The following is a 19,591-nucleotide window of genomic DNA, read 5'->3' on the forward strand; positions in this document are numbered from 1 at the left end:
CGCTGGCGGAGCGGTACGACGGGATCGGGGTGCTGAAGGCGGACACGGCCGAGGCGGTGGTGGAGCTGCTGCGGCCTCTGCGGGCGCGGCACGCCGCCATCAGCGCCGATCCGTCGTATGTCGACGGGGTGCTGCGCGAGGGTGCGGCCCGGGCCCGGGCGCTGGCCCGGCCGACGGTCGACGCGGCGTACGACGCGATCGGGCTGCTGCGTCCGGCGTGAGCAAGGGCGGGCCGCGGGTCACCCACGTGGTGTGCCGGGTCACCCACGTGGGTGACCCGGCGCGCGGCTCCGAAGGCCGGCCGGCCCGCCGCTGCCGTATGAACGGCTAGACGCCGGTGGCCAGTTCGCGGCTGCGGTCGCGGGCGGCCTCCAGCGCCGCGATCAGGGCGGCGCGCACGCCGTGGTTCTCCAGCTCGCGGATGGCGCTGATGGTGGTGCCGGCCGGCGAGGTGACCGCCTCGCGGAGCTTCACCGGGTGCTCGCCGCTGTCGCGCAGCATGACGGCGGCGCCGATCGCGGACTGGACGATGAGGTCGTGGGCCTGGGCGCGGGGCAGCCCGAGCAGGATGCCGGCGTCCGTCATCGCCTCGACCAGGTAGTAGAAGTAGGCGGGGCCTGAGCCGGAGAGCGCGGTGGCGGCGTCCTGCTGCTTCTCGGGGACGCGCAGGGTCTTGCCGACCGGCTGGAAGATCGCCTCGGTGCGCGCCAGGTGGGTCTCGTCGGCGTGCCGTCCCGCGGAGATCACGGACATGCCCTCGTCCACGAGCACGGGGGTGTTGGGCATGACCCGGACGACCGCCGTGCCCTCGGTGAGGCGTTCCTCGAAGAAGGCGGTGGGGATGCCGGCGGCGGCGCTGATCACGAGCTTGTCGGCGCCGACGTGCGGGGCGAGCTCGGCGAGCAGGGCGCCCATGTCCTGGGGCTTGACGGCGAGGATGAGGGTGTCGGCGGTCTTGGCGGCGTGCGCGTTGCCGACGGCCTCGACGCCGTAGCGGGTCCGCAGTTCCTCGGCGCGTTCGGTGCGGCGGGCGGTGACCAGCAGGTTCTCGGGGGCCCAGCCGGCCCTGATCATCCCGGAGAGCAGCGCCTCGCCGATCTTCCCGGTGCCGAGCACGGCGACGGTCTGCGTCAGGGCGGTGGTGGCGGTCATGGCGGTTCACCTCAAGCGGTACGGGGCTCCCTGTCCGGTCATCCTCGCAGGGGCAGGGGCGAGGTGGTCGCCGCGTCCACTCCTCGGGCAGGTGAACCGGGGGTCAGACCGTCTCGTCGAGGTGGTCGGCGTAGTGGTCGAGCGCGCGGCGGTAGCGGGCGACGGCGGGTGCGGAGCTGGTGGCGGTGAGGAGTTTGAGCAGGTCGGCCACAGCGTCGCCGGAGCGGCCGAGGTTGTGCAGGGCGATCGCGCGGAATGCGGTCAGGGCCGGGTCGCCCGGGTACTCGGCGAGGGCGCGGTCGAAGGCGGCGAGCGCGTCGTCGTACCGGCCCAGTACCCGGTAGGTGCTGGCGAGGCCGGTGTGGGCGCCGAGCCGGTCCTCGTCGTCCAGGCCGCCGACGGCGAGCGCGGTCTCGTAGAACAGGACGGCTTCGGCTTCGAGGCCGAGGCGGTCGTGCAGCCAGGCGGTCTGGTACGCGACGGCGGGGTCCTGCGGGTGCCGTGCGGCGAGGGCGAGCAGGGCGTCTCGGTCCCCTGCCTCGCGCAGCCGGGTCGCTTCGGCCGCGGCGTGCGCGTCGTACGAGGTCATGGCCGCCATCATGCCGCACGCGGTCACGCCGTACGGCGGGTACTCCCGGGGCGGTAGGGACCGGTAGGGGGCGGCTCAGGGTCATCCCCTATGGCGTGCGGGCGGGGCGGGGTGGACCGTTGCGGTATGAGTCGTTCATCCCGTGAAATCTCTGTATCGGGCGCGGAGAAGCGGCACTTGGCCGTGGCTTCCGTGACCCTCGGACCCTGGCGGCCGGCCGCCGTCGTGGGCGCGCTGGGCGGTGGAGTGTCGCTGGTCCTGCACCTCGTGGGCGGGCACTTCGGGCTCGGCATCCTGAGCAGCGCGCTGTCGGTGGCCGCGCTGCTGTTCTTCTGCGTGGGCGGGGCGGGCTCGGTGCTCGGCTACTCCTCGCGGGGCGCCGGCCGGGACCACCGCATCAGGCGCTGGGCGCGCTCGCACCCGTGGCAGGTGGCCGCCGTGCCGGCCGGGATGATGTTCCTGACCGACGTGGTGGTGCGGCAGGTGCTCACCAGCCAGGGCTTCTTCGGGTCGGTGTGGACCGGCCTGTGGCACGGTGCCGTGGTGGCGGCGGTGGTCGGCGTCGCGGGCACGTTCAGCAGGTCTCGGGCGTAACGCGCGAGCACCCTCCGCGAGCACCCTCCACGGGCGTCGAACCGCGGGCACGGTTCGCGGGCGACGGCGGTACGCGTACGGGGGCGACCGCCGGCGACCCGCGCCCGCCCCACGGGCTCCCCCACACCCGCCGATCCCACCGGCTCCCCAGCCGCCACCGGCTCCCCCAGCCCCACCGGCTCCCCTATCCCCACCGGCTCCGCTAACGCACCGCCCGCAGCACCAGGTCCGCGAGCCGGCGACCCGCCTCGTCGTCCAGGGGCGCGTGTTCGATCAGCAGCCGGTACCACAGCACGCCGTAGACCACGTCGATCAGCAGTTCCAGCGAGAGGTCGGACGCGATCTCGCTGCGGGCGGCGGCCCGTTCGAGGATCTCCCGGAGCACCGCGCGCCGCCGGAACAGGAAGCGCTCCCGGAACGCCGTCGCGAAGACCGGGTCGAGCAGCGCCTGCGCCATCAGGCCGGCCAGCACCGGCCGCTGCCCGCGCTGCCGGAAGGTCTCGGCGAGGAATCCCCTCAGGTCGTCCGCCAGCGAGCCCTCGTCCGGCACCGCGATCGTGGTCTCGGACAGGTCGAGCAGCGCGGTCAGCACGACGTCCGCCTTCGACGGCCACCAGCGGTAGATCGTCTGCTTGCCGACGCCGGCCCGCGCGGCGATGCCCTCCACCGTCAGCGCGGCGTATCCGCGCTCCTTCAACTCGTCGATCGCCGCGCCCAGGATCGCCTGGCGCGCGGCCTCGCTGCGTGGCCGCCCCGGCCGCCGGTCACCCGTCATGCGCTCACCTTACTTTACAAGACGATGCGTCTCGATATAGAAACGAGACATCGCGTATCGAATCAACGAGGGAGCACTGACATGCGTGTGGTGATCATGGGCGGCACGGCCGGCATCGGGCTCGCGACGGCCCGGGCGCTGCGGGCGGACGGCGCCGAGGTCGTCGTGACCGGGCGGAACCGGGAGCGGCTGGCGGCGGCCGGCGCCGAGGGGCTGACCGCCGAGCGCGTCGACGGGACCGACGAGGACGCGGTCGCCGCGTTCTTCGAGCGGATCGGCGCCTTCGAGCACCTGGTGCTCGCCTTCAGCTCGGGCCATGTCGGCGTCGGCCCGATCAAGGACACCGAACTCGCCGACATACGCGCCGCGTTCGACGGCAAGCTCTTCGCCTACCTGTTCGCCGTCCAGCGGGCGCGGGTCACCGGGTCGGTGACGCTGCTCTCGGCGGCGTCCGCGCGCGCCGGCCTGCCGGGGCTGGCCGGGCTCGCGGCGGTGAACGGCGCCATCGAGCGGATCGTCTCCCCGCTGGCCGCCGACCTCGCCCCGGTCCGGGTCAACGCGGTCTCGCCGGGCGTCATCGACACCGACTGGTGGGCGTTCCTGCCCGAGGAGCAGCGCGCGGCCCAGTTCGCCGCCGCCGCGGAGTCCGTCCCGTCCGGGCGGGTCGGCACCTCCGAGGACGTCGCGGGCGCGATCCGCTACGTGATCGGCGCGGACTACGTGACGGGCTCGATCCTGCCGGTGGACGGCGGGTTCACGGTGGCGTGACGAGGGCGCACGGCGGCGGGGGACGGCGGCGAGAGGCGGGCGCACGGCGGCGAGCGGCGGGCGGACGGCGGCGCGACCGAGGGCGCGAGGCCGTTACGGCGCTCGGATACGGTGATGCGGTCGGGCCGCGGCGCTACCGGCGGCGCTTGGCGGCGCCGCGGACCTTGCCGCGGCCGGCCGGGTTGCCGGTGCGCTGCGCCCGGCGGCGCTCGTACTGCTCCCGCGCCTGTTCGTATTCCGCCCGGAGCAGCCGCTCCCCCGGCGCCTCGTACAGGCTCCGGACGAAGTACGCCAGCAGCGCGCCGACGAAGCCGATCACGTACAGGCCCTGCATCGAGCCGCCCGTGTCCGGGTCGGCGCCGGACGCCGAGGGGCGGCCGCGTACGTAGCCGCGCCACGTCCGGGCGAACATCAGCACGCTGCACACCGCGAAACCGGCGATGGCCAGGACGTTCACGAACAGGCCGACGTCGGCGTCCGTCAGGCCCTGGAAGCCGAAGAGCAGCACCAGCGCGCCGATCACCGCGCTCACCAGCGACCCGACCGCCACGCCCACCCGCCGCAGCGCGTAGCCGCCATCGTGGCCGACCCAGGTCGTCCCGAAGAACCGGATCGGCTCGGGCCGCGGGGCTCCGGCCGTACGGTCGCGGTCCTCGCCGGGCCCATGGGTGTCGCTCACGTCATCGATTATGCGGGATCGGCCCGGCGGGCCCGTCCGGCCGCCGGCCCGGTCACCGGCGCGGCGCGGGCCGTTCCGTGTCAGGAGTAGCCCCAGAGCCGTTAAAGCTCGTGGATTCGCGACGGGGTTGCGTAGGCCGTGGCGTTAGCATCTGCGGGTCGGACCCGAGGAACGGAGACTTCACCCGTGCGCCACCCTCGTGTAGGTGTTGCCATTCTGACGATGGGCACCCGGCCCGCGGAGCTCCTCGCGCTGCTGGAGTCCGTGGCGGCGCAGGAGACCCCGGCGACGCGGGTGGTGGTCGTGGGGAACGGCTCGCCGCTGCCGGATCTGCCCAAGGAGGTGGCCACGGTCGAGCTGAGCGAGAACCTCGGGATTCCCGGCGGCCGCAACGTGGCGATCGAGGCCCTGCGGGAGTTCGGCGACGTGGACGTCGTGGTCGACCTGGACGACGACGGGCTGCTGCTGGGCACCGACGTCTTCACCCGGCTGTGCGCGCTGTACGAGGCCGACGACCGGCTGGGCGTGGTGGGTTTCCGGATCGCGGACGAGCGGGGGCGCACCGCCCGCCGGCACGTGCCGCGGCTGCGGGCGTCCGATCCGATGCGCGGCGGGCTGGTGACCACGTTCCTGGGCGGCGGGCACGGCCTGTCGATGCGGATGCTCGACGAGATCGGCGGCTGGCCGGACCCGTTCTTCTACGCGCACGAGGAGACCGACCTCGCCTGGCGCGCGCTGGACGCGCGCTGGAACGTCCGGTACGCGCCGGAGCTGGTGCTCCAGCACCCGTGGACCTCGCCGACCCGGCACGCGGTCTACTACCGCAACCTCGCGAGGAACCGGGTCTGGCTGGCCAAGCGCCACCTCCCGGTGCTGCTGGTGCCCGCGTACCTGGGGGTGTGGACGGCGCTGACCGTGGCGCGCACCCGTTCGGGGGCCGGGCTCAAGGCGTGGTGCGCGGGGTTCGTCGAGGGCGTGCGTACGCCGTGCCCGCCGCGCCGCCCGATGCGGTGGTCCACCGCGTGGCGGATGACCCGGCTCGGCCGGCCCCCGCTGATCTGATCGCGCCGATCGATCAACGGGGGCTCGGCGAGGCCGGGTTCAGGGCTTCAGCGCTCCAGCAGGGTGACGTCGCGCACGGCGCCCTTGTCCGCGCTGGTCGCCATCGCCGCGTACGCGCGCAGCGCGGTGGAGACGTGGCGGGTGCGGTCGCGGGGCGCGTACACGCCGTTCAGGGCCTCCCGGCGGGTGGCCAACTCCTCGTCGGAGACGAGCAGTTCCATGGTGCGGTTCGGGATGTCGATCCTGATCCGGTCACCGTCCTCGACCAGCGCGATGGTGCCGCCGGAGGCCGCCTCGGGCGAGGCGTGGCCGATGGACAGGCCCGAAGTGCCGCCGGAGAAGCGGCCGTCGGTGACCAGCGCGCAGACCTTGCCCAGGCCGCGGCCCTTGAGGAAGGACGTCGGGTAGAGCATCTCCTGCATGCCCGGGCCGCCGCGCGGACCCTCGTAGCGGATGACCACCACGTCGCCGGGGGTGACCTGCTTGGCGAGGATCTTCTCGACGGCCTCCTCCTGCGACTCGCAGACGACGGCCGGGCCCTCGAAGGTCCAGATCGACTCGTCGACGCCCGCGGTCTTCACCACGGCGCCGTCCACGGCGAGGTTGCCGCGCAGCACCGCGAGGCCGCCGTCCTTGGAGTAGGCGTGCTCGACGTCGCGGATGCAGCCGCCGGCCGCGTCGGTGTCGAGGGTGTCCCACCGCTCGGACTGGGAGAACGCCTCGGCGGAGCGGACGCAGCCGGGGGCGGCGTGCCACAGCTCGACGGCTTCCGGCGACGGGGAGCCGCCGCGCACGTCCCAGGTGTCGAGCCACTGCTTGATCGAGGGCGAGTGCACGGTGTGCACGTCCTCGTTGAGCAGCCCGCCGCGGTAGAGCTCGCCGAGGATGGCGGGGATGCCGCCGGCCCGGTGCACGTCCTCCATGTAGTACGTGCCGCCGGGTGCCACGTTGGGCGCGACCTTGGCCAGGCACGGCACGCGGCGCGAGACCTCGTCCATCTCGCTGAGGCCGTAGGTGACCTCGGCCTCCTGGGCCGCCGCCAGCAGGTGCAGGATCGTGTTGGTGGAGCCGCCCATCGAGATGTCCAGCGCCATCGCGTTCTCGAAGGCGGCCGGGGTGGCGATGGCGCGCGGCAGCACCGACGCGTCGTCCTGCTCGTAGTACCGCTTGGCCAGGTCCACCACGGTGGCGCCGGCCTTCTCGTACAGCGCGCGGCGGGCGGTGTGGGTGGCGAGCACCGAGCCGTTGCCGGGCAGGGCCAGGCCGATCGCCTCGGTGAGGCAGTTCATCGAGTTGGCGGTGAACATGCCGGAACACGAGCCGCAGGTCGGGCAGGCGTTCTCCTCGATGCGGAGGATGTCCTCGTCGGAGACGTCGTCGTTGACGGCGTCGGAGATCGCGTTGATCAGGTCGAGCTTGCGGACGGTGCCGTCGACGAGGGTGGCGCGGCCGGCCTCCATGGGCCCGCCGGAGACGAAGACCGTCGGGATGTTGAGGCGCAGCGCGGCCATCAGCATGCCCGGGGTGATCTTGTCGCAGTTGGAGATGCAGATCAGGGCGTCCGCGCAGTGCGCCTGGACCATGTACTCCACGGAGTCGGCGATCAGGTCGCGGGAGGGCAGCGAGTAGAGCATGCCGCCGTGGCCCATCGCGATGCCGTCGTCCACGGCGATCGTGTTGAACTCGCGCGGCACCGCGCCCGCCGCGAGGATCGCCTCGGAGACGATCCGGCCGACCGGCTGGAGGTGCGTGTGACCCGGTACGAACTCGGTGAAGCTGTTGGCGACCGCGACGATCGGCTTGCCGATGTCGGAGTTGGCGACGCCGGACGCGCGCATCAACGCGCGGGCGCCGGCCATGTTGCGGCCGTGGGTGACCGTACGTGACCTCAGCTCGGGCACGGTTTCCCCTCCTTCTTGGACCCGGGTTTCGCCCCTCGGGTCCACTTCGCTCGTACGAGTCTGCGCTGCCGGGACTCGCGACTGCCTGGACGACGAGCCTACGCCCGCGGCCCAGGATTCGGACGTCCCGTCCGCATGGTGGCCCCGGGCCGGGAGGAGGGTCGGGCCCGGAGAGGAGGTCGGGCCGGCGGGGAGGGTCAGGGCACCCGGACGGCAGCGAGGTGCAGCCGGGTGAAGGCCAGGGCCTCCGCGAGGTCCTCCTCGCGTTCGGCCGCGGACATCGCCCGCCGGGTGTTCACCTCGATCACCACGTGCCCGCCGAAACCGCCGGAGGCCAGCGCGCCCAGCAGTTCCGCGCAGGGCTGCGAACCGCGCCCGGGCACCAGGTGCTCGTCCTTCGCCGAGCCGTTGCCGTCGGCCATGTGCACATGGGCCAGCCGGTCGCCCATCCGCGCGGCCATCTCCAGCGCCTCGCTGCGCGAGGTGGCCGCGTGCGAGAGGTCGACCGTGAAGTGCCGGTAGTCCTCCTTGGTCACGTCCCAGTCGGGGGCGTACGCGAGCATCTCGCGGTCGCGGTAGCGCCAGGGGTACATGTTCTCCACGGCGAACCGGATGTCCGTCTCGTCGGCCATCCGCCACACCCCGCGCACGAAGTCGCGGGCGTACCCGCGCTGCCAGCGGAAGGGCGGGTGCACCACGACGGTGGAGGCGCCCAGCCGCTGGGCGGCGGCGCGGGCCCGCAGGAGCTTGGTCCACGGGTCGGTGGACCACACCCGCTGGGTGATCAGCAGGCACGGCGCGTGCACCGCGAGGATCGGCACCTGGTGGTAGTCCGACAGCCGGCGCAGCGCCTCGACGTCCTGGCTGACCGGGTCGGTCCACACCATGACCTCGACGCCGTCGTAGCCGAGCCGCGCGGCGATCTCGAACGCGGTCGCGGTGGACTCGGGGTAGACCGAGGCGGTGGACAGCGCGACCTTCACGTCCTTCCTGCCGGACGAATCGCGCATTCCCGAAATACCGGACACGGCGGCGACGCGGCCTCGGCGGGCGTCGCGCGCCTCGGGTCGGTCCGCTGCTTCTGGCACGCAAGCCAGCGTACGGCGACCGGCCGGACGAACGGCACCGCCGCCGGTGAGACGGCGCCCGGCCGACCGCCGCCCGGCCGCTCGTGGAGCCGCCGGACGGCCCCCGTATGACACGCGCCACGTGGACGGCCGCGCGGTCGCTCGTACGCCCGCGGGCGACCGCTCGTACGACAGCCCGCGGCGGCGCCGGCTCAGGCGGGGCGGCGGGCCACCGAGGAGGCGGGCAGGTCCTCCGGGGCCACCGAGGAGGCGGCCGGGCCTGGACCTGCGGCCCGGTCCCGCGCGGCCGAGGCCACCTCGCCCACCATCACGTCGAGCTTGCGCAGGATCACCCCTTCGCGCAGCGCCCACGGGCAGATCTCCAGCTCGTCGACGTCGAAGAGGTCCATCGCGCCCTCGGCGACCAGCGCGCCCGCCAGCAGTTGCCGGGCGCGGCCCTCGGAGACGCCGGGCAGCGCGGAGCGGCGGGCGGCGCTCATCGCGGCCAGCCGCGGCACCCACTCCTCCAGCACCTCGCGCCGCAGCGTGCGCTGCACGTACAGGCCGTCCGCGCTGCGGGCGGCGCCGCCGATCCGGGCGAGCTGGCGGAACGTCTTGGAGGTACCGACGGCGTGGTCGGGGCGGCCCAGCCGGGCGAACTCCGGCACGGCACGCGCTATCTCGGCCCGGGCGTGCTTGCGCAGGGCGCGCACGTCGGCGGTGGCGGGCGGGTCGCCGGGCAGCCAGCTGCCGGTCAGCCGGCCGGCGCCGAGCGGCAGGGAGACGGCCGCGTCCGGGTACTCGTCCATGCCGAAGGCGACCTCCAGCGAGCCGCCACCGATGTCCAGCACCAGCAGCCGGCCCGCGGACCAGCCGAACCAGCGGCGTACCGCGAGGAAGGTCAGCCGGGCCTCGTCGGCGCCGGACAGCACCGTCAGCCGTACACCGGTCTCGCGCTCGACCCGGTCCAGCACCTCCTCGCCGTTGGCGGCCTCGCGGATCGCGGAGGTGGCGAACGCCAGGACGTCCTCGACGCCCTTGTCCTCCGCCACCCGCATCGCGTCCGCGACGGTGCTCACCAGCCGGTCCACCCCGGTCCCGCCGATCGCGCCGCGCACGTCGAGCAGTTCGGCCAGCCGCAGCTCGGCCTTGTGCGAGTACGCCGGCAGCGGCCGCGCGCCCGGGTGCGCGTCCACCACCAAGAGGTGAACGGTGTTGGAACCCACGTCGAGCACTCCCAGTCGCATGGGCAGCACTGTAGCCAGCGGTGCTCCCGGGTGGCGCCGGCCGGCGCCGCCGCCCGTATTCGGCGCCGCGTCCGGCACCCGCGTTCGGCGGCCTTCTTCGTACCCGCCGGCCCGCTCCGGTCCGGCGCCCCGGACCCGCGTGACCGCATTCGGCGCATTACGGTCTTACGCTTGGGCGCGTGGCGAAGGTGAAGACCCGCAAGGGCACGAAGAAGAGCGCCGGGACGACCGCGGCGAGCAAGGCAGGCGTGCCCGACGAGGCCGGGCTGGACTTCGCCCGGGCCTGGGTGGAGTTCGTCGACCCCGCCGACGAGGAACAGGTCTTCCGGTGCGACCTGACCTGGCTCACCTCGCGCTGGACGTGCGTCTTCGGCAGCGGCTGCCAGGGCATCGTGGCCGGCCGGGCGGAGGACGGCTGCTGCTCGCTCGGCGCGCACTTCTCGGACGACGACGACGAGAAGCGGGTCGCCGGGCACGTGGCCCGACTCACCGCGGACGACTGGCAGTTCCACGACATCGGCACCGGCGCGGACGGGTTCTGGGCCGAGGAGAACGAGGACGGCGAGCGGCAGACCCGCGTGGTGGACGGCGCCTGCGTCTTCTCCAACCGGCCCGGGTTCGCCGGCGGGCAGGGCTGCGCGCTGCACGCGCTCGCGCTGCGCGAGGGCCGCGAACCGCTGGAGACCAAGCCCGACGTGTGCTGGCAGCTGCCGATCCGCCGCACCTTCGACTGGGTGGACCGGCCCGACGACAGCCGGGTGCTGGTCGTGTCGATCGGGGAGTACGACCGGCGCGGGTGGGGCCCCGGGGGCCACGACCTGCACTGGTGGTGCACCTCGGCGACCTCCGCGCACGGCGCGGGGGAGCCGGTCTTCGTCTCCTACCGGCCCGAGCTCACGGAGCTGATGGGGGCGGCCGGGTACGCGGAACTGGCGGCGCTGTGCGAGGCGCGGCTGGCGTCCGCGCTGCCCCTGGTGGCGCCGCACCCGGCGGACCCGGCGACCCCCCGGGAGTAGCCGCCGACTGTGTCCGGGGGTTCCCTGTGTCCGGGGGTCCCCCGTGTTCGAGGGTTCCCCGCCCGCTCACCCGGAGGGGGTCGCCGATGCGGACGGCGTGGAGCTGTCCGTGGGAGTGGCCGACTGCGTCGGAGGGGTGCTGCTCGGCGGCGGAGAGGACGAACTCGGCGGCGGGGAGCTGCTCTCGGTGCTCCCCCCGGTCGGCGGCGCGGAGACCGGTGGCACCGACCGCCGGGAGGACCCCTGCAAGGTGACCGTCGCGTCGCCCGGCGTGAACCGGATCTGCGCCGACCACGACCCGGACGGCTCCAGGGAGCGGTCCACCCGGACCTCCAGAGTGACCGTTTCCCCTGGCTTCAAGGTGCCCGAACGCGCCGAGAACTCCAGCCAGTACGCGGACGTGGCCGCCACCCACCTCACCGGCGCGGCGCCCCCCGCGGTGAGCGTGACGTACGTACGCCCGTAGCCAGGCCGCGCCGAGACCTCCAGCCACCCCGCGCCCTTGGGCACCGAGGAGGCCGGCGGCGCGGTGCCCCCGCTGACCGCCACGGTCGCGTCCTGCGGCGCCCCCGCGGACGACGGCGCCCCCGAGCCCTCCGGCGCGGCGGGCGCGCTCGGTGACGGCCCGGCGTTCCCCGCCTTCTCGTACGGCACCCCGTCGATCCCGTCCGGCGCGGACGCGCTGCGCCCGTCGTGCGAGTTCTCGCCCAGCGGGGTGGCCCGGTAGGCCGCCCACACCGCGAGCACGGGTGCGGCGACGACCGCCGCGACCACCGTGGTGGTCACCGCCCGGTGCCGCAGCACCGCCCGCCGGGCCGCCTTGTCGCCGAGATCGGTGGGGAAGCCGCGCCGATCGAAGCGCGGCGTGGACTCCCGGGCCCGCCCGAACCCGGTGTCCATGGCGTGCAGCAGCGCCGCGTACGCCGCCGAGCGCGGCGCCTCCACCAGCGGCAGCACCGCCGCGGCGTCGGCCGCGCCCGGCCACGGCCCGTCGGCGACGACCCGCTCGGCGGTGCGCCGGCACACCGGGCAGTCGTCCACGTGCCGGACCAGTTCGGTGCGCAGCGCGGTACCGAGCAGCACCTGCGTGTCCCCGGCCAGCTGCGCCACCTCCGGGCAGCTGCCGGTGTCCACGACGGCCATCGCCGTACGGGTCCGCTCCACCTCGCAGGCGGCCCGGGCCAGCCGGGTCCTGGCCGCTTCCGCGTCGAGCCCGACCACATGCGCGACTTCACGCGGCGCGAGCTGGTGGCGTACCGCCAGCTCCAGCGCCTCACGCTGCTCCGGACTGGTGCCGGCCGACTCCGGCCAGGCCAGCGAGGCGAGTTGGGCCCGCCGCTGCTCGGCCACCGACTCCGAGGTGTGCGGCGCGACCGGCTTGCCCGCCGCGAGCCGGCGCAGGCACACCCACCGGGCCAGCGCGTACAGCCACGGCCTGCGCAGCCCGGGGTCCCGCAGCCTGACCCGCTGCCGCTCGGCCAGCGCCAGCACCTCGCCGAGCGCGCCGGACGCCGCGTCGTGCTCGCACAGGATGGACAGGCAGTACGTGAACAGGCCGTCGAGATACGGCTCGTAGTGCGCAGGAGGCTGCATGGGCAGCGTGCCCTGCGGCCGCCGGGCACGGCCCTCACGGCGGCCGCCGTGCACCCGGCCGGCCCGCTCGGGCTCCGCGTCGGCACACGGCCGTCCGGCCGGAGCGCGGTGTTTGCGGTGGGCTCCGGTGCTCTGCGTCGGGTTGGGGCTTTCCTGCCTGCTCATCACCGGGCGACGGTAGGCCCGCGAACGCCCTCGGTTCAGCACTCCCGGCCTTGTTTAACCCATATGGGTAATGATCCACCACAAAAAGGGGACAGGACGGCCACACGTACGAGTGAACGCGGTTGTCCGCCCCGCCCGCTACGGTGAACCGCATGGCCACCCGCAAACCCGCGTCCAAGGACCGCCCCTCCTATCGCTGCACCGAGTGCGGCTGGACCACGGTGAAGTGGCTCGGCCGCTGCGGCGAGTGCCAGGCCTGGGGCACCGTCGAGGAGTTCGGCGGCGCGCCCGCGGTCCGCACCACCGCCCCCGGCCGGGTGACATCAGCCGCCCGCCCGATCGCCCAGGTCGACGGCACCCAGGCCACCGCCCGCTCCACCGGCGTACCCGAGTTGGACCGGGTGCTCGGCGGCGGCCTGGTGCCCGGCGCCGTCGTCCTGCTGGCCGGCGAGCCCGGGGTCGGCAAGTCCACGCTGCTGCTCGACGTGGCCGCGAAGGCGTCCGGGCCGCAGCACCCGACGCTCTACGTCACCGGCGAGGAGTCCGCCTCCCAGGTGCGGCTGCGCGCCGACCGGATCGGCGCCCTCGCCGACCACCTCTACCTCGCCGCCGAGACCGACCTGTCCGCGGTCCTCGGCCACCTCGACGACGTCAAGCCGGCCCTGCTCGTCCTGGACTCCGTGCAGACCGTCGCCTCGCCCGAGATCGACGGCGCGCCCGGCGGCATGGCCCAGGTCCGCGAGGTCGCCGGCGCCCTGATCCGGGCGTCCAAGGAACGCGGCATGTCCACGCTGCTGGTCGGCCACGTCACCAAGGACGGCGCGATCGCCGGGCCCCGGCTGCTGGAGCACCTGGTCGACGTCGTGCTCAGCTTCGAAGGCGACCGGCACGCCCGGCTCCGGCTGATCCGCGGGGTGAAGAACCGCTACGGCGCCACCGAGGAGGTCGGCTGCTTCGAGCTCCACGACGAGGGCATCACCGGGCTCGCCGACCCCTCCGGGCTCTTCCTCACCCGCCGCGACGAACCCGTGCCCGGCACCTGCCTGACCGTCACCCTCGAAGGGCGCCGGCCCCTGGTCGCCGAGGTGCAGGCGCTCACCGTGGACACCCAGATCCCCTCCCCGCGCCGCACCACCTCCGGCCTGGAGAACTCCCGGGTGTCCATGATGCTGGCCGTCCTCGAACAGCGCGGCCGGATCAAGTCCATCGGCAAGCAGGACATCTACACCGCCACCGTCGGCGGGGTGAAGCTCACCGAGCCCGCGGCCGACCTGGCGGTGGCGCTGGCGCTGGCCAGTGCCGCGATCGACACGCCTCTGCCGAAGAACCTCGTCGCCGTCGGCGAGGTCGGCCTCGCCGGCGAGGTGCGGCGCGTCACCGGCGTCCAGCGCCGCCTCTCCGAGGCCCACCGCCTCGGCTTCACCCATGCCCTCGTTCCCCCCGACCCCGGCAAGATCCCTGCGGGCATGCGCGTCACCGAAGTAGCCGACATCTCCGACGCCCTCCGCACCCTCCCCCGCCGCGCCTGACCCCCCGGGGTGTAAGTGCGGCTCCCCCGCGCTCACCCCGAAGGGACCCGGGCATACCCAGGGGCGCGGGGAACTGCGCGCCCAGCAGGCCACCAGGAGCACCCGGCAACGGCGGGAAACCGTAGCGGCGAGACCCCTTCGTACCCCCCACAAACAGGTGGTCCCTCAACCGACAGCACCCCCCACCCCGGGCGGGTCCGCCCAAGCCCCCCGCAGGGAGTCGTAAACTTTGCCCAAACGCAGCGACCGTGAGGAGCAGAGTGGCAGCCAACGACCGGGCAGGGGGCGCCGCCCCGGCTCGTAGGGCAGCGGGCGACTCCTCCGGGCGCGCCGGCAGCGGGCTGGGCAGCGACGGCGGCCTGATGCGCGCCTCACTGAGCGCGGTCGCCCCGGGCACCGGCCTGCGGGACGGCCTGGAACGGATCGTCCGCGGCAACACCGGCGGCCTGATCGTCCTCGGCATGGACAAGACCGTCGAATCGCTCTGCACCGGCGGCTTCGTCCTGGACGTGGAGTTCACCGCGACCCGGCTGCGCGAGCTGTGCAAGCTCGACGGCGCCCTGATCCTCGACAAGGACATCACCAAGATCCTGCGGGCCGGCGTGCAACTCGTGCCGGACCCGACCATCCCCACCGAGGAGACCGGCACCCGGCACCGCACCGCGGACCGGGTCAGCCGCCAGGTCAACTTCCCGGTGGTGTCGGTCAGCCAGTCGATGCGGCTGATCGCGCTGTACGTCGACGGGCAGCGCCGCGTCCTGGAGGACTCCGCGGCGATCCTGTCCCGCGCCAACCAGGCCCTGGCCACCCTGGAGCGGTACAAGCTCCGGCTCGACGAAGTGGCCGGCACCCTGTCCGCGCTGGAGATCGAGGACCTGGTGACGGTGCGCGATGTCACCGCCGTCGCCCAGCGGTTGGAGATGGTCCGCCGGATCGCCACCGAAATCGCCGAGTACGTCGTGGAGTTGGGCTCCGACGGGCGCCTGCTCGCGCTCCAGCTCGACGAGTTGATCGCCGGCGTGGAGCCCGAACGCGAGCTCGTCGCGCGCGACTACGTCCCCGAGCCGACCGCCAAGCGCAGCCGTACCGTCGTGGAGGCGATGGCCGAACTGGACGCGCTGCCGCAGAACGAGTTGATCGAACTCACCACGGTGGCACGCGCGTTGGGCTACACCGGGTCTCCGGAGTCGTTGGACTCCGCGGTCTCGCCGCGCGGTTACCGGCTGCTGGCCAAGGTGCCGCGGCTGCCGAACACCATCATCGAGCGGCTGGTCGAGCACTTCGGTGGCCTGCAGAAGCTGCTCGCCGCCAGCGTGGACGACCTCCAGACCGTCGAGGGCGTTGGCGAGGCCCGCGCCCGGTCGGTCCGCGAGGGCCTGTCCCGGCTGGCCGAGTCCTCGATCCTCGAACGGTACGTGTAAGTCCGGCCGTTCAGCCGGTCCGGCCGGCGTCCGGCCGGTTCAGTCGACGTCCGGTCGGTTCAGTCGTCCGTGAGCTGGAAGGACGCCTGCTTGCTGCCGTACCCGGGCTTCTGCAGCTGCACCAGGTAGGTGCCGGGCTTGGCCTGCGCGCCCTTCGGCTTCGCGCACTGCGGCGAGCTGGTCTTGCCGTTCCAGCTCAGCGTGTAGGACATCGAGGAGTGCGCGGGGACCTGGAGCAGGTGGGAGCCGGTGGTCGGGCAGTCGTCCGACGCCCAGACGTGGCTGGCGCCCGGCGCGCCGGTGACCGTGAACACCGCGCTCTTCGGCCCGACGTCGATCTTGCAGCCGGCCGCGCCGGAGTTCGTCGCCACCAGCCGGAACTCCGGGTTCTGGCCGGGCTGGTAGGAGTTGCGCACGCTGCTGAGCGAGAGCGTGACGGTGCCCGGTGCGCAGGTCGGCAGCGAGGAACCGGCCGGCACTTCCTGGCCGGGCGCCGGCACCGTGCCGCCGGTGCCGCCGCTGCCGGAGCCGGCCGTACCCGCGCCTGCCGCGGAGCCGCCGTCACCCGCGCCGCCGTCACCCGCGCCGCTCGAAGAGCCGTCGCCCGCACCGCCGTTGTCGCCGCCGCCGGACGAGCCGCCGGAGGAGTCGCTCGGCGCGGTGTCGCGGCCGCCGGGCTCCCCGCCGTTGTGCGGGCCGGACGGCGTGGGACCCGGGGTGATCGTGGCCGCCGGGGTGTGCGAGTCGGCGGGGGCGCTCGCCCCGTGGCCTCCGCCGCCACCACGGAAGTTGACCACCCATACCGCGATCGCCGCCGCCAGCGCGAGCAGGCACAGCAAAACAGCCCGCCGCCGCCAGTAGATAGACGATGGCAGAGGTCCGACGGGATTGCGCACAGAGCCCACAGACGCACTCTAGGGGAGATCAGTACCGTGGTGTCGCACCACCCGCCGCCATACGTCCGCTCTTTGCCGATCATCACGTTTACATCGCCCCGAAGTTGCCCCTCTCGGCACCCCAACTCGCCGCCGCCCGGCGCCATCCGCGGCACCCCCGACCCCGTCGTCACTCTGACGTGATCATCGGTAGCTGTCCGTGTCCATTGTCCCTGGCATGTGCGAGGATCGACCCGCGATGAGCAACGACCTCTCCTCCACCCAGCTTCCGGCGTCGCCCCTCTCGACGGACGACGCCGCGGCCGGCGCCCCCGGCGGCTCCGCCCGCCCCGCGCCGGTGACCACCCCTTCCTCCACGCCCGCACCCGAACCCGAACCCGAACCCGCGCCCGCTCCCTCATCCGACTCCCCGGCGCCCGTTCCCGTCGTGCTGCCCGCCGCCGGGGCCCTGCACGGCACCGTGATCGACTGGTTCGACGAACACGCGCGGGACCTGCCCTGGCGGCGGCCCGACGCGGGCGCCTGGTCGGTGATGGTGAGCGAGTTCATGTTGCAGCAGACCCCGGTGAACCGGGTGCTGCCGGTGCACGCGGAGTGGCTGGAGCGCTGGCCGCGCCCGGCCGACCTCGCCGCGGAGTCGCCGGGCGAGGCGGTCCGGGCCTGGGGCCGGCTCGGCTACCCCCGGCGCGCCCTGCGGCTGCACGCCGCCGCGACGGCCATAGCACATCAGCACGACGGCGAAGTACCCCGCGAGCACAGCGAGTTGCTGGCCCTGCCGGGCATCGGGGAGTACACCGCGGCAGCCGTGGCATCGTTCGCGTACGGCCGGCGGCACATCGTTCTCGACACGAACGTGCGACGGGTCTTCGCACGGGTCGTCACCGGTGTGGAGTACCCGCCGAACGCCACGACGGCTGCGGAGCGCAAGATCGCGGCCGCCCTGCTGCCCGAGGACGACAGCACCGCGGCGCGATGGGCCGCGGCCACCATGGAGTTGGGCGCGCTGGTGTGCGCGGCGCGCTCCCCGCGGTGCGGCAGCTGTCCCCTGGCGGCCCGCTGCGCCTGGCGGTTGGCCGGCTCCCCCGCGCACGAGGGCCCGCCGCGGCGCGGCCAGACGTACGCGGGCACCGACCGGCAGGTGCGCGGCCGGCTGCTGGCGATCCTGCGGGCGAGCCGCAACCCGGTGCCGCGCGCCCTGCTGGACACCGCCTGGAGCGAGCCCGTACAGCGTGCCCGCGCGCTCGACGGCCTGATCGCGGACGGTCTCGTGGAGCAACTGCCCGACGACCACTTTCGCCTGCCGGTCTGACCGACCCGGCCGACTCCCGTGCGCAGTGCGGGTGCGGGTGCGGGTGCAGGTGCGGGCCGGAGGGATGCGAACCCCCGGAGGGTGTCACGGCAGATCCCGCCGCTCCCCCGCGACCGCCCGGGCGGGGGTACCTCCGCCCGGGCGGCGCAAGGGGCCGCTCTGCCACAGCCCGCACCCTGGTGTCACCGCCCCGCACGCTCACGCCACCGCCCGGCCCCGGCGACCGTTTTACCGCCGCCCGGCGTCCCGCTCCCCCGCCGTCCGCTCCCCCGCCGCTCGACCGCCGGGACGCCCGGGACGCCCGCCCGCATATCGGTGCCGCGCCCCTCTCCGCCCCCTCCCCCAGGCGCTGTTACACAACCGATGGGTTGCTGTGCGGTCGTCGTGCGGTGCTGGTCGCCAAAGCCCAACATCCGGTTCGTAGCGTCGATAGCGGCCGTGGGAGGCGTTCTCGTCGGCCCGTGAACGGTAGAGCGTTATCGGCGGGGTGGAGGCGGCACAGATGGCGGCGAGCAGCGGGGTTCTGGAGTTCGAGGAGTACGTACGGACCCGGCAGGACGCCCTGTTGCGCAGTGCCCGGCGACTGGTGCCGGACCCGGTGGACGCCCAGGACCTGGTGCAGACCGCGCTGGTGCGTACCTACCCGCGCTGGGACGGCATCGCCGACAAGCGGCTCGCGGACGCGTACATGCGCCGGGTGATGATCAACACCAGGACCGAGTGGTGGCGCAGCCGGCGGCTGGAGGAGGTGCCGACCGGCGACCTGCCCGAGTCGAGCGTCGACGACGGCGCCGAGCAGCGCGCCGACCGGGAGATGCTGCGCGACGTGATGCGGGTGCTGGCGCCGCAGCAGCGGCAGGTGGTGATCATGCGGCACTACGGCCAGCTCAGCACCGAGGAGACGGCCCGTGCGTTGGGGATGTCGGCGGGTACCGTGAAGAGCACGCTGCACCGGGCGCTGGCCCGGCTGCGGCACGAGCTGGAGCACGGCAGGTACGGGTACACGCGGAGGGAGAGCCAGTGCGCCGCATAGCGCTGACCGCCGCCGTGGGTGCCTTCGCCTGCGTCACGGCCGCGGGCTGCGGTACGACGGTGACCGGTGCGCGGCAGGAGGGCCCGGCGCCCACCGCGACGATGAAGACGCCGGACACCGGCGCGCCCGCGCTCGCCGCCGACCCCGCCGCGCTGGCCGGGATGGTGCGGCGCGACTCCAGCGTGAGCGCCGACGTGCGGGAGGACCTGGAGCCGTGCACGGCCGGCGACGCCGACGACGACTCCGACGGCACCAGCCCGTCCGACGCGTCCGACGCCACCTACCCGCTGGACACCGACTCCGGCGACCTCACCTCGGGCGACGGCCCGGACCTGGTGGTCAACGTCACCACCTGCGGCGACGGCCTCGGCATCGCCGCCTACGTGTACCGGATGACCGGCACGAAGTACCGCTGCGTGTTCGCCGACGAGCGCTCCCCCGTCTACGGCAGCGTGATCAACGGCCGGCTCCAGGTCGTCCACGAGGTCTACCGGACCGACGACGCGGTGGCGTACCCGACCGGTGAGGAAACGGTCACCTACGCCTGGCACGGCACCCACTTCCTCCAGGTCTCCCGCTCCTACTTCGACTTCGGCGCGAAGACGCCCTCCGCGAAGCCCGAGCCGACCTCCACCGAGCCCGCGCCGCTGCCCAGCTCCGAACCGCTCGACCCGGGACTGCCGTCGGACACCGACCCGACCACGTCGCCCTCCCGGACGCCCTCCGCCACCGCGGAACCCAGGTCCTCGGCCGGCGCCGCGCGGGTCGGCAGCGCGAGTGGGGGACGATAGGGAC

At 74.1% G+C, this 19,591-nt stretch carries 19 protein-coding genes (1 of these 19 only partly in view); 10 read left to right on the top strand and 9 right to left on the bottom strand.

Going from position 1 to position 19,591, the window contains the following annotated elements; genetic code table 11:
- Nucleotides 1-221: the 3' portion of a tryptophan--tRNA ligase gene (gene trpS, locus OG896_RS16045; RefSeq protein ID WP_329366074.1), read on the top strand. It extends 859 nt beyond the left edge of the window; the window shows 221 of its 1,080 coding nt (coding positions 860-1,080); the start codon falls outside the window, past its left edge; its stop codon occupies nt 219-221.
- 106 nt (nt 222-327) lie between these two features.
- Here trpS and proC read toward each other — a convergent pair whose 3' ends face one another.
- Complete coding sequence (gene proC, locus OG896_RS16050) at nt 328-1,134, bottom strand: pyrroline-5-carboxylate reductase (protein ID WP_329374048.1); 807 nt, start codon at nt 1,132-1,134, stop codon at nt 328-330.
- A 121-nt stretch (nt 1,135-1,255) separates the two neighbouring features.
- On the bottom strand, nt 1,256-1,741 hold the full coding sequence (locus tag OG896_RS16055; protein WP_329366076.1) for a tetratricopeptide repeat protein: 486 nt from the start codon (nt 1,739-1,741) through the stop codon (nt 1,256-1,258).
- Nucleotides 1,742-1,924: 183 nt separating this feature from the next.
- On the opposite strand from OG896_RS16055, the gene OG896_RS16060 reads away from it, so the two are divergent.
- Nucleotides 1,925-2,335 carry a hypothetical protein gene (locus OG896_RS16060; RefSeq protein WP_329366078.1) on the top strand — a complete coding sequence of 137 codons (411 nt, stop codon included), beginning with the start codon at nt 1,925-1,927 and terminating at the stop codon, nt 2,333-2,335.
- A 202-nt stretch (nt 2,336-2,537) separates the two neighbouring features.
- Here the strand turns inward: OG896_RS16060 and OG896_RS16065 are convergent, their stop codons facing one another.
- Nucleotides 2,538-3,110, bottom strand: coding sequence for a TetR/AcrR family transcriptional regulator (locus OG896_RS16065; protein WP_329366081.1), 573 nt, complete (start codon nt 3,108-3,110; stop codon nt 2,538-2,540).
- An 81-nt stretch (nt 3,111-3,191) separates the two neighbouring features.
- Here OG896_RS16065 and OG896_RS16070 point away from each other — a divergent pair, with 81 nt between their 5' ends.
- Complete coding sequence (locus OG896_RS16070; RefSeq protein WP_329366083.1) at nt 3,192-3,878, top strand: SDR family oxidoreductase; 687 nt, start codon at nt 3,192-3,194, stop codon at nt 3,876-3,878.
- Between the two features lie 133 nt (nt 3,879-4,011).
- Here the strand turns inward: OG896_RS16070 and OG896_RS16075 are convergent, their stop codons facing one another.
- A complete protein-coding gene (locus OG896_RS16075; RefSeq protein ID WP_329366085.1) occupies nt 4,012-4,557 on the bottom strand; it encodes a hypothetical protein in 546 nt (181 codons plus the stop codon).
- 186 nt (nt 4,558-4,743) lie between these two features.
- On the opposite strand from OG896_RS16075, the gene OG896_RS16080 reads away from it, so the two are divergent.
- Nucleotides 4,744-5,619 carry a glycosyltransferase family 2 protein gene (locus tag OG896_RS16080; RefSeq protein ID WP_329366087.1) on the top strand — a complete coding sequence of 292 codons (876 nt, stop codon included), beginning with the start codon at nt 4,744-4,746 and terminating at the stop codon, nt 5,617-5,619.
- Nucleotides 5,620-5,666: 47 nt separating this feature from the next.
- On the opposite strand, the gene ilvD is transcribed toward OG896_RS16080, so the two are convergent.
- The 3 genes from ilvD to OG896_RS16095 form a co-directional block, all read right to left on the bottom strand.
- Nucleotides 5,667-7,520: a dihydroxy-acid dehydratase gene (gene ilvD / locus OG896_RS16085; protein ID WP_329366089.1), complete on the bottom strand. Its 1,854-nt coding sequence runs from the start codon at nt 7,518-7,520 to the stop codon at nt 5,667-5,669.
- 197 nt (nt 7,521-7,717) lie between these two features.
- Nucleotides 7,718-8,530, bottom strand: a complete 813-nt coding sequence (locus OG896_RS16090; protein ID WP_328467678.1) for a sugar phosphate isomerase/epimerase family protein — start codon at nt 8,528-8,530, stop codon at nt 7,718-7,720.
- A 269-nt stretch (nt 8,531-8,799) separates the two neighbouring features.
- Nucleotides 8,800-9,834 carry a Ppx/GppA phosphatase family protein gene (locus tag OG896_RS16095; protein ID WP_329366092.1) on the bottom strand — a complete coding sequence of 345 codons (1,035 nt, stop codon included), beginning with the start codon at nt 9,832-9,834 and terminating at the stop codon, nt 8,800-8,802.
- 179 nt (nt 9,835-10,013) lie between these two features.
- Here OG896_RS16095 and OG896_RS16100 point away from each other — a divergent pair, with 179 nt between their 5' ends.
- The gene (locus OG896_RS16100; RefSeq protein WP_443057056.1) at nt 10,014-10,850 is read left to right on the top strand and encodes a hypothetical protein; all 837 of its coding nucleotides are present in this window, start codon (nt 10,014-10,016) and stop codon (nt 10,848-10,850) included.
- 66 nt (nt 10,851-10,916) lie between these two features.
- On the opposite strand, the gene OG896_RS16105 is transcribed toward OG896_RS16100, so the two are convergent.
- Entirely contained in the window at nt 10,917-12,608 is a 1,692-nt protein-coding gene (locus OG896_RS16105; protein ID WP_329366094.1) for a BACON domain-containing protein, read from the bottom strand.
- A 152-nt stretch (nt 12,609-12,760) separates the two neighbouring features.
- On the opposite strand from OG896_RS16105, the gene radA reads away from it, so the two are divergent.
- On the top strand, nt 12,761-14,137 hold the full coding sequence (gene radA / locus OG896_RS16110) for a DNA repair protein RadA (RefSeq protein WP_328467672.1): 1,377 nt from the start codon (nt 12,761-12,763) through the stop codon (nt 14,135-14,137).
- Nucleotides 14,138-14,397: 260 nt separating this feature from the next.
- Nucleotides 14,398-15,558: a DNA integrity scanning diadenylate cyclase DisA gene (gene disA / locus OG896_RS16115; RefSeq protein WP_402450564.1), complete on the top strand. Its 1,161-nt coding sequence runs from the start codon at nt 14,398-14,400 to the stop codon at nt 15,556-15,558.
- A 59-nt stretch (nt 15,559-15,617) separates the two neighbouring features.
- Here the strand turns inward: disA and OG896_RS16120 are convergent, their stop codons facing one another.
- Nucleotides 15,618-16,397 carry a hypothetical protein gene (locus OG896_RS16120; RefSeq protein WP_329366097.1) on the bottom strand — a complete coding sequence of 260 codons (780 nt, stop codon included), beginning with the start codon at nt 16,395-16,397 and terminating at the stop codon, nt 15,618-15,620.
- 295 nt (nt 16,398-16,692) lie between these two features.
- On the opposite strand from OG896_RS16120, the gene OG896_RS16125 reads away from it, so the two are divergent.
- From OG896_RS16125 to OG896_RS16135, 3 genes are all read left to right on the top strand, one after another.
- Nucleotides 16,693-17,763: an A/G-specific adenine glycosylase gene (locus OG896_RS16125; RefSeq protein ID WP_329366099.1), complete on the top strand. Its 1,071-nt coding sequence runs from the start codon at nt 16,693-16,695 to the stop codon at nt 17,761-17,763.
- Nucleotides 17,764-18,265: 502 nt separating this feature from the next.
- Nucleotides 18,266-18,796 carry a SigE family RNA polymerase sigma factor gene (locus OG896_RS16130; RefSeq protein ID WP_329366101.1) on the top strand — a complete coding sequence of 177 codons (531 nt, stop codon included), beginning with the start codon at nt 18,266-18,268 and terminating at the stop codon, nt 18,794-18,796.
- Complete coding sequence (locus OG896_RS16135) at nt 18,784-19,587, top strand: hypothetical protein (RefSeq protein WP_329366103.1); 804 nt, start codon at nt 18,784-18,786, stop codon at nt 19,585-19,587. Before OG896_RS16130 ends, OG896_RS16135 begins: the two co-directional genes overlap by 13 nt.
- Nucleotides 19,588-19,591 lie beyond the last annotated feature (4 nt).

Source organism: Streptomyces sp. NBC_00669 (assembly GCF_036226785.1).
Lineage (GTDB): Bacteria > Actinomycetota > Actinomycetes > Streptomycetales > Streptomycetaceae > Actinacidiphila.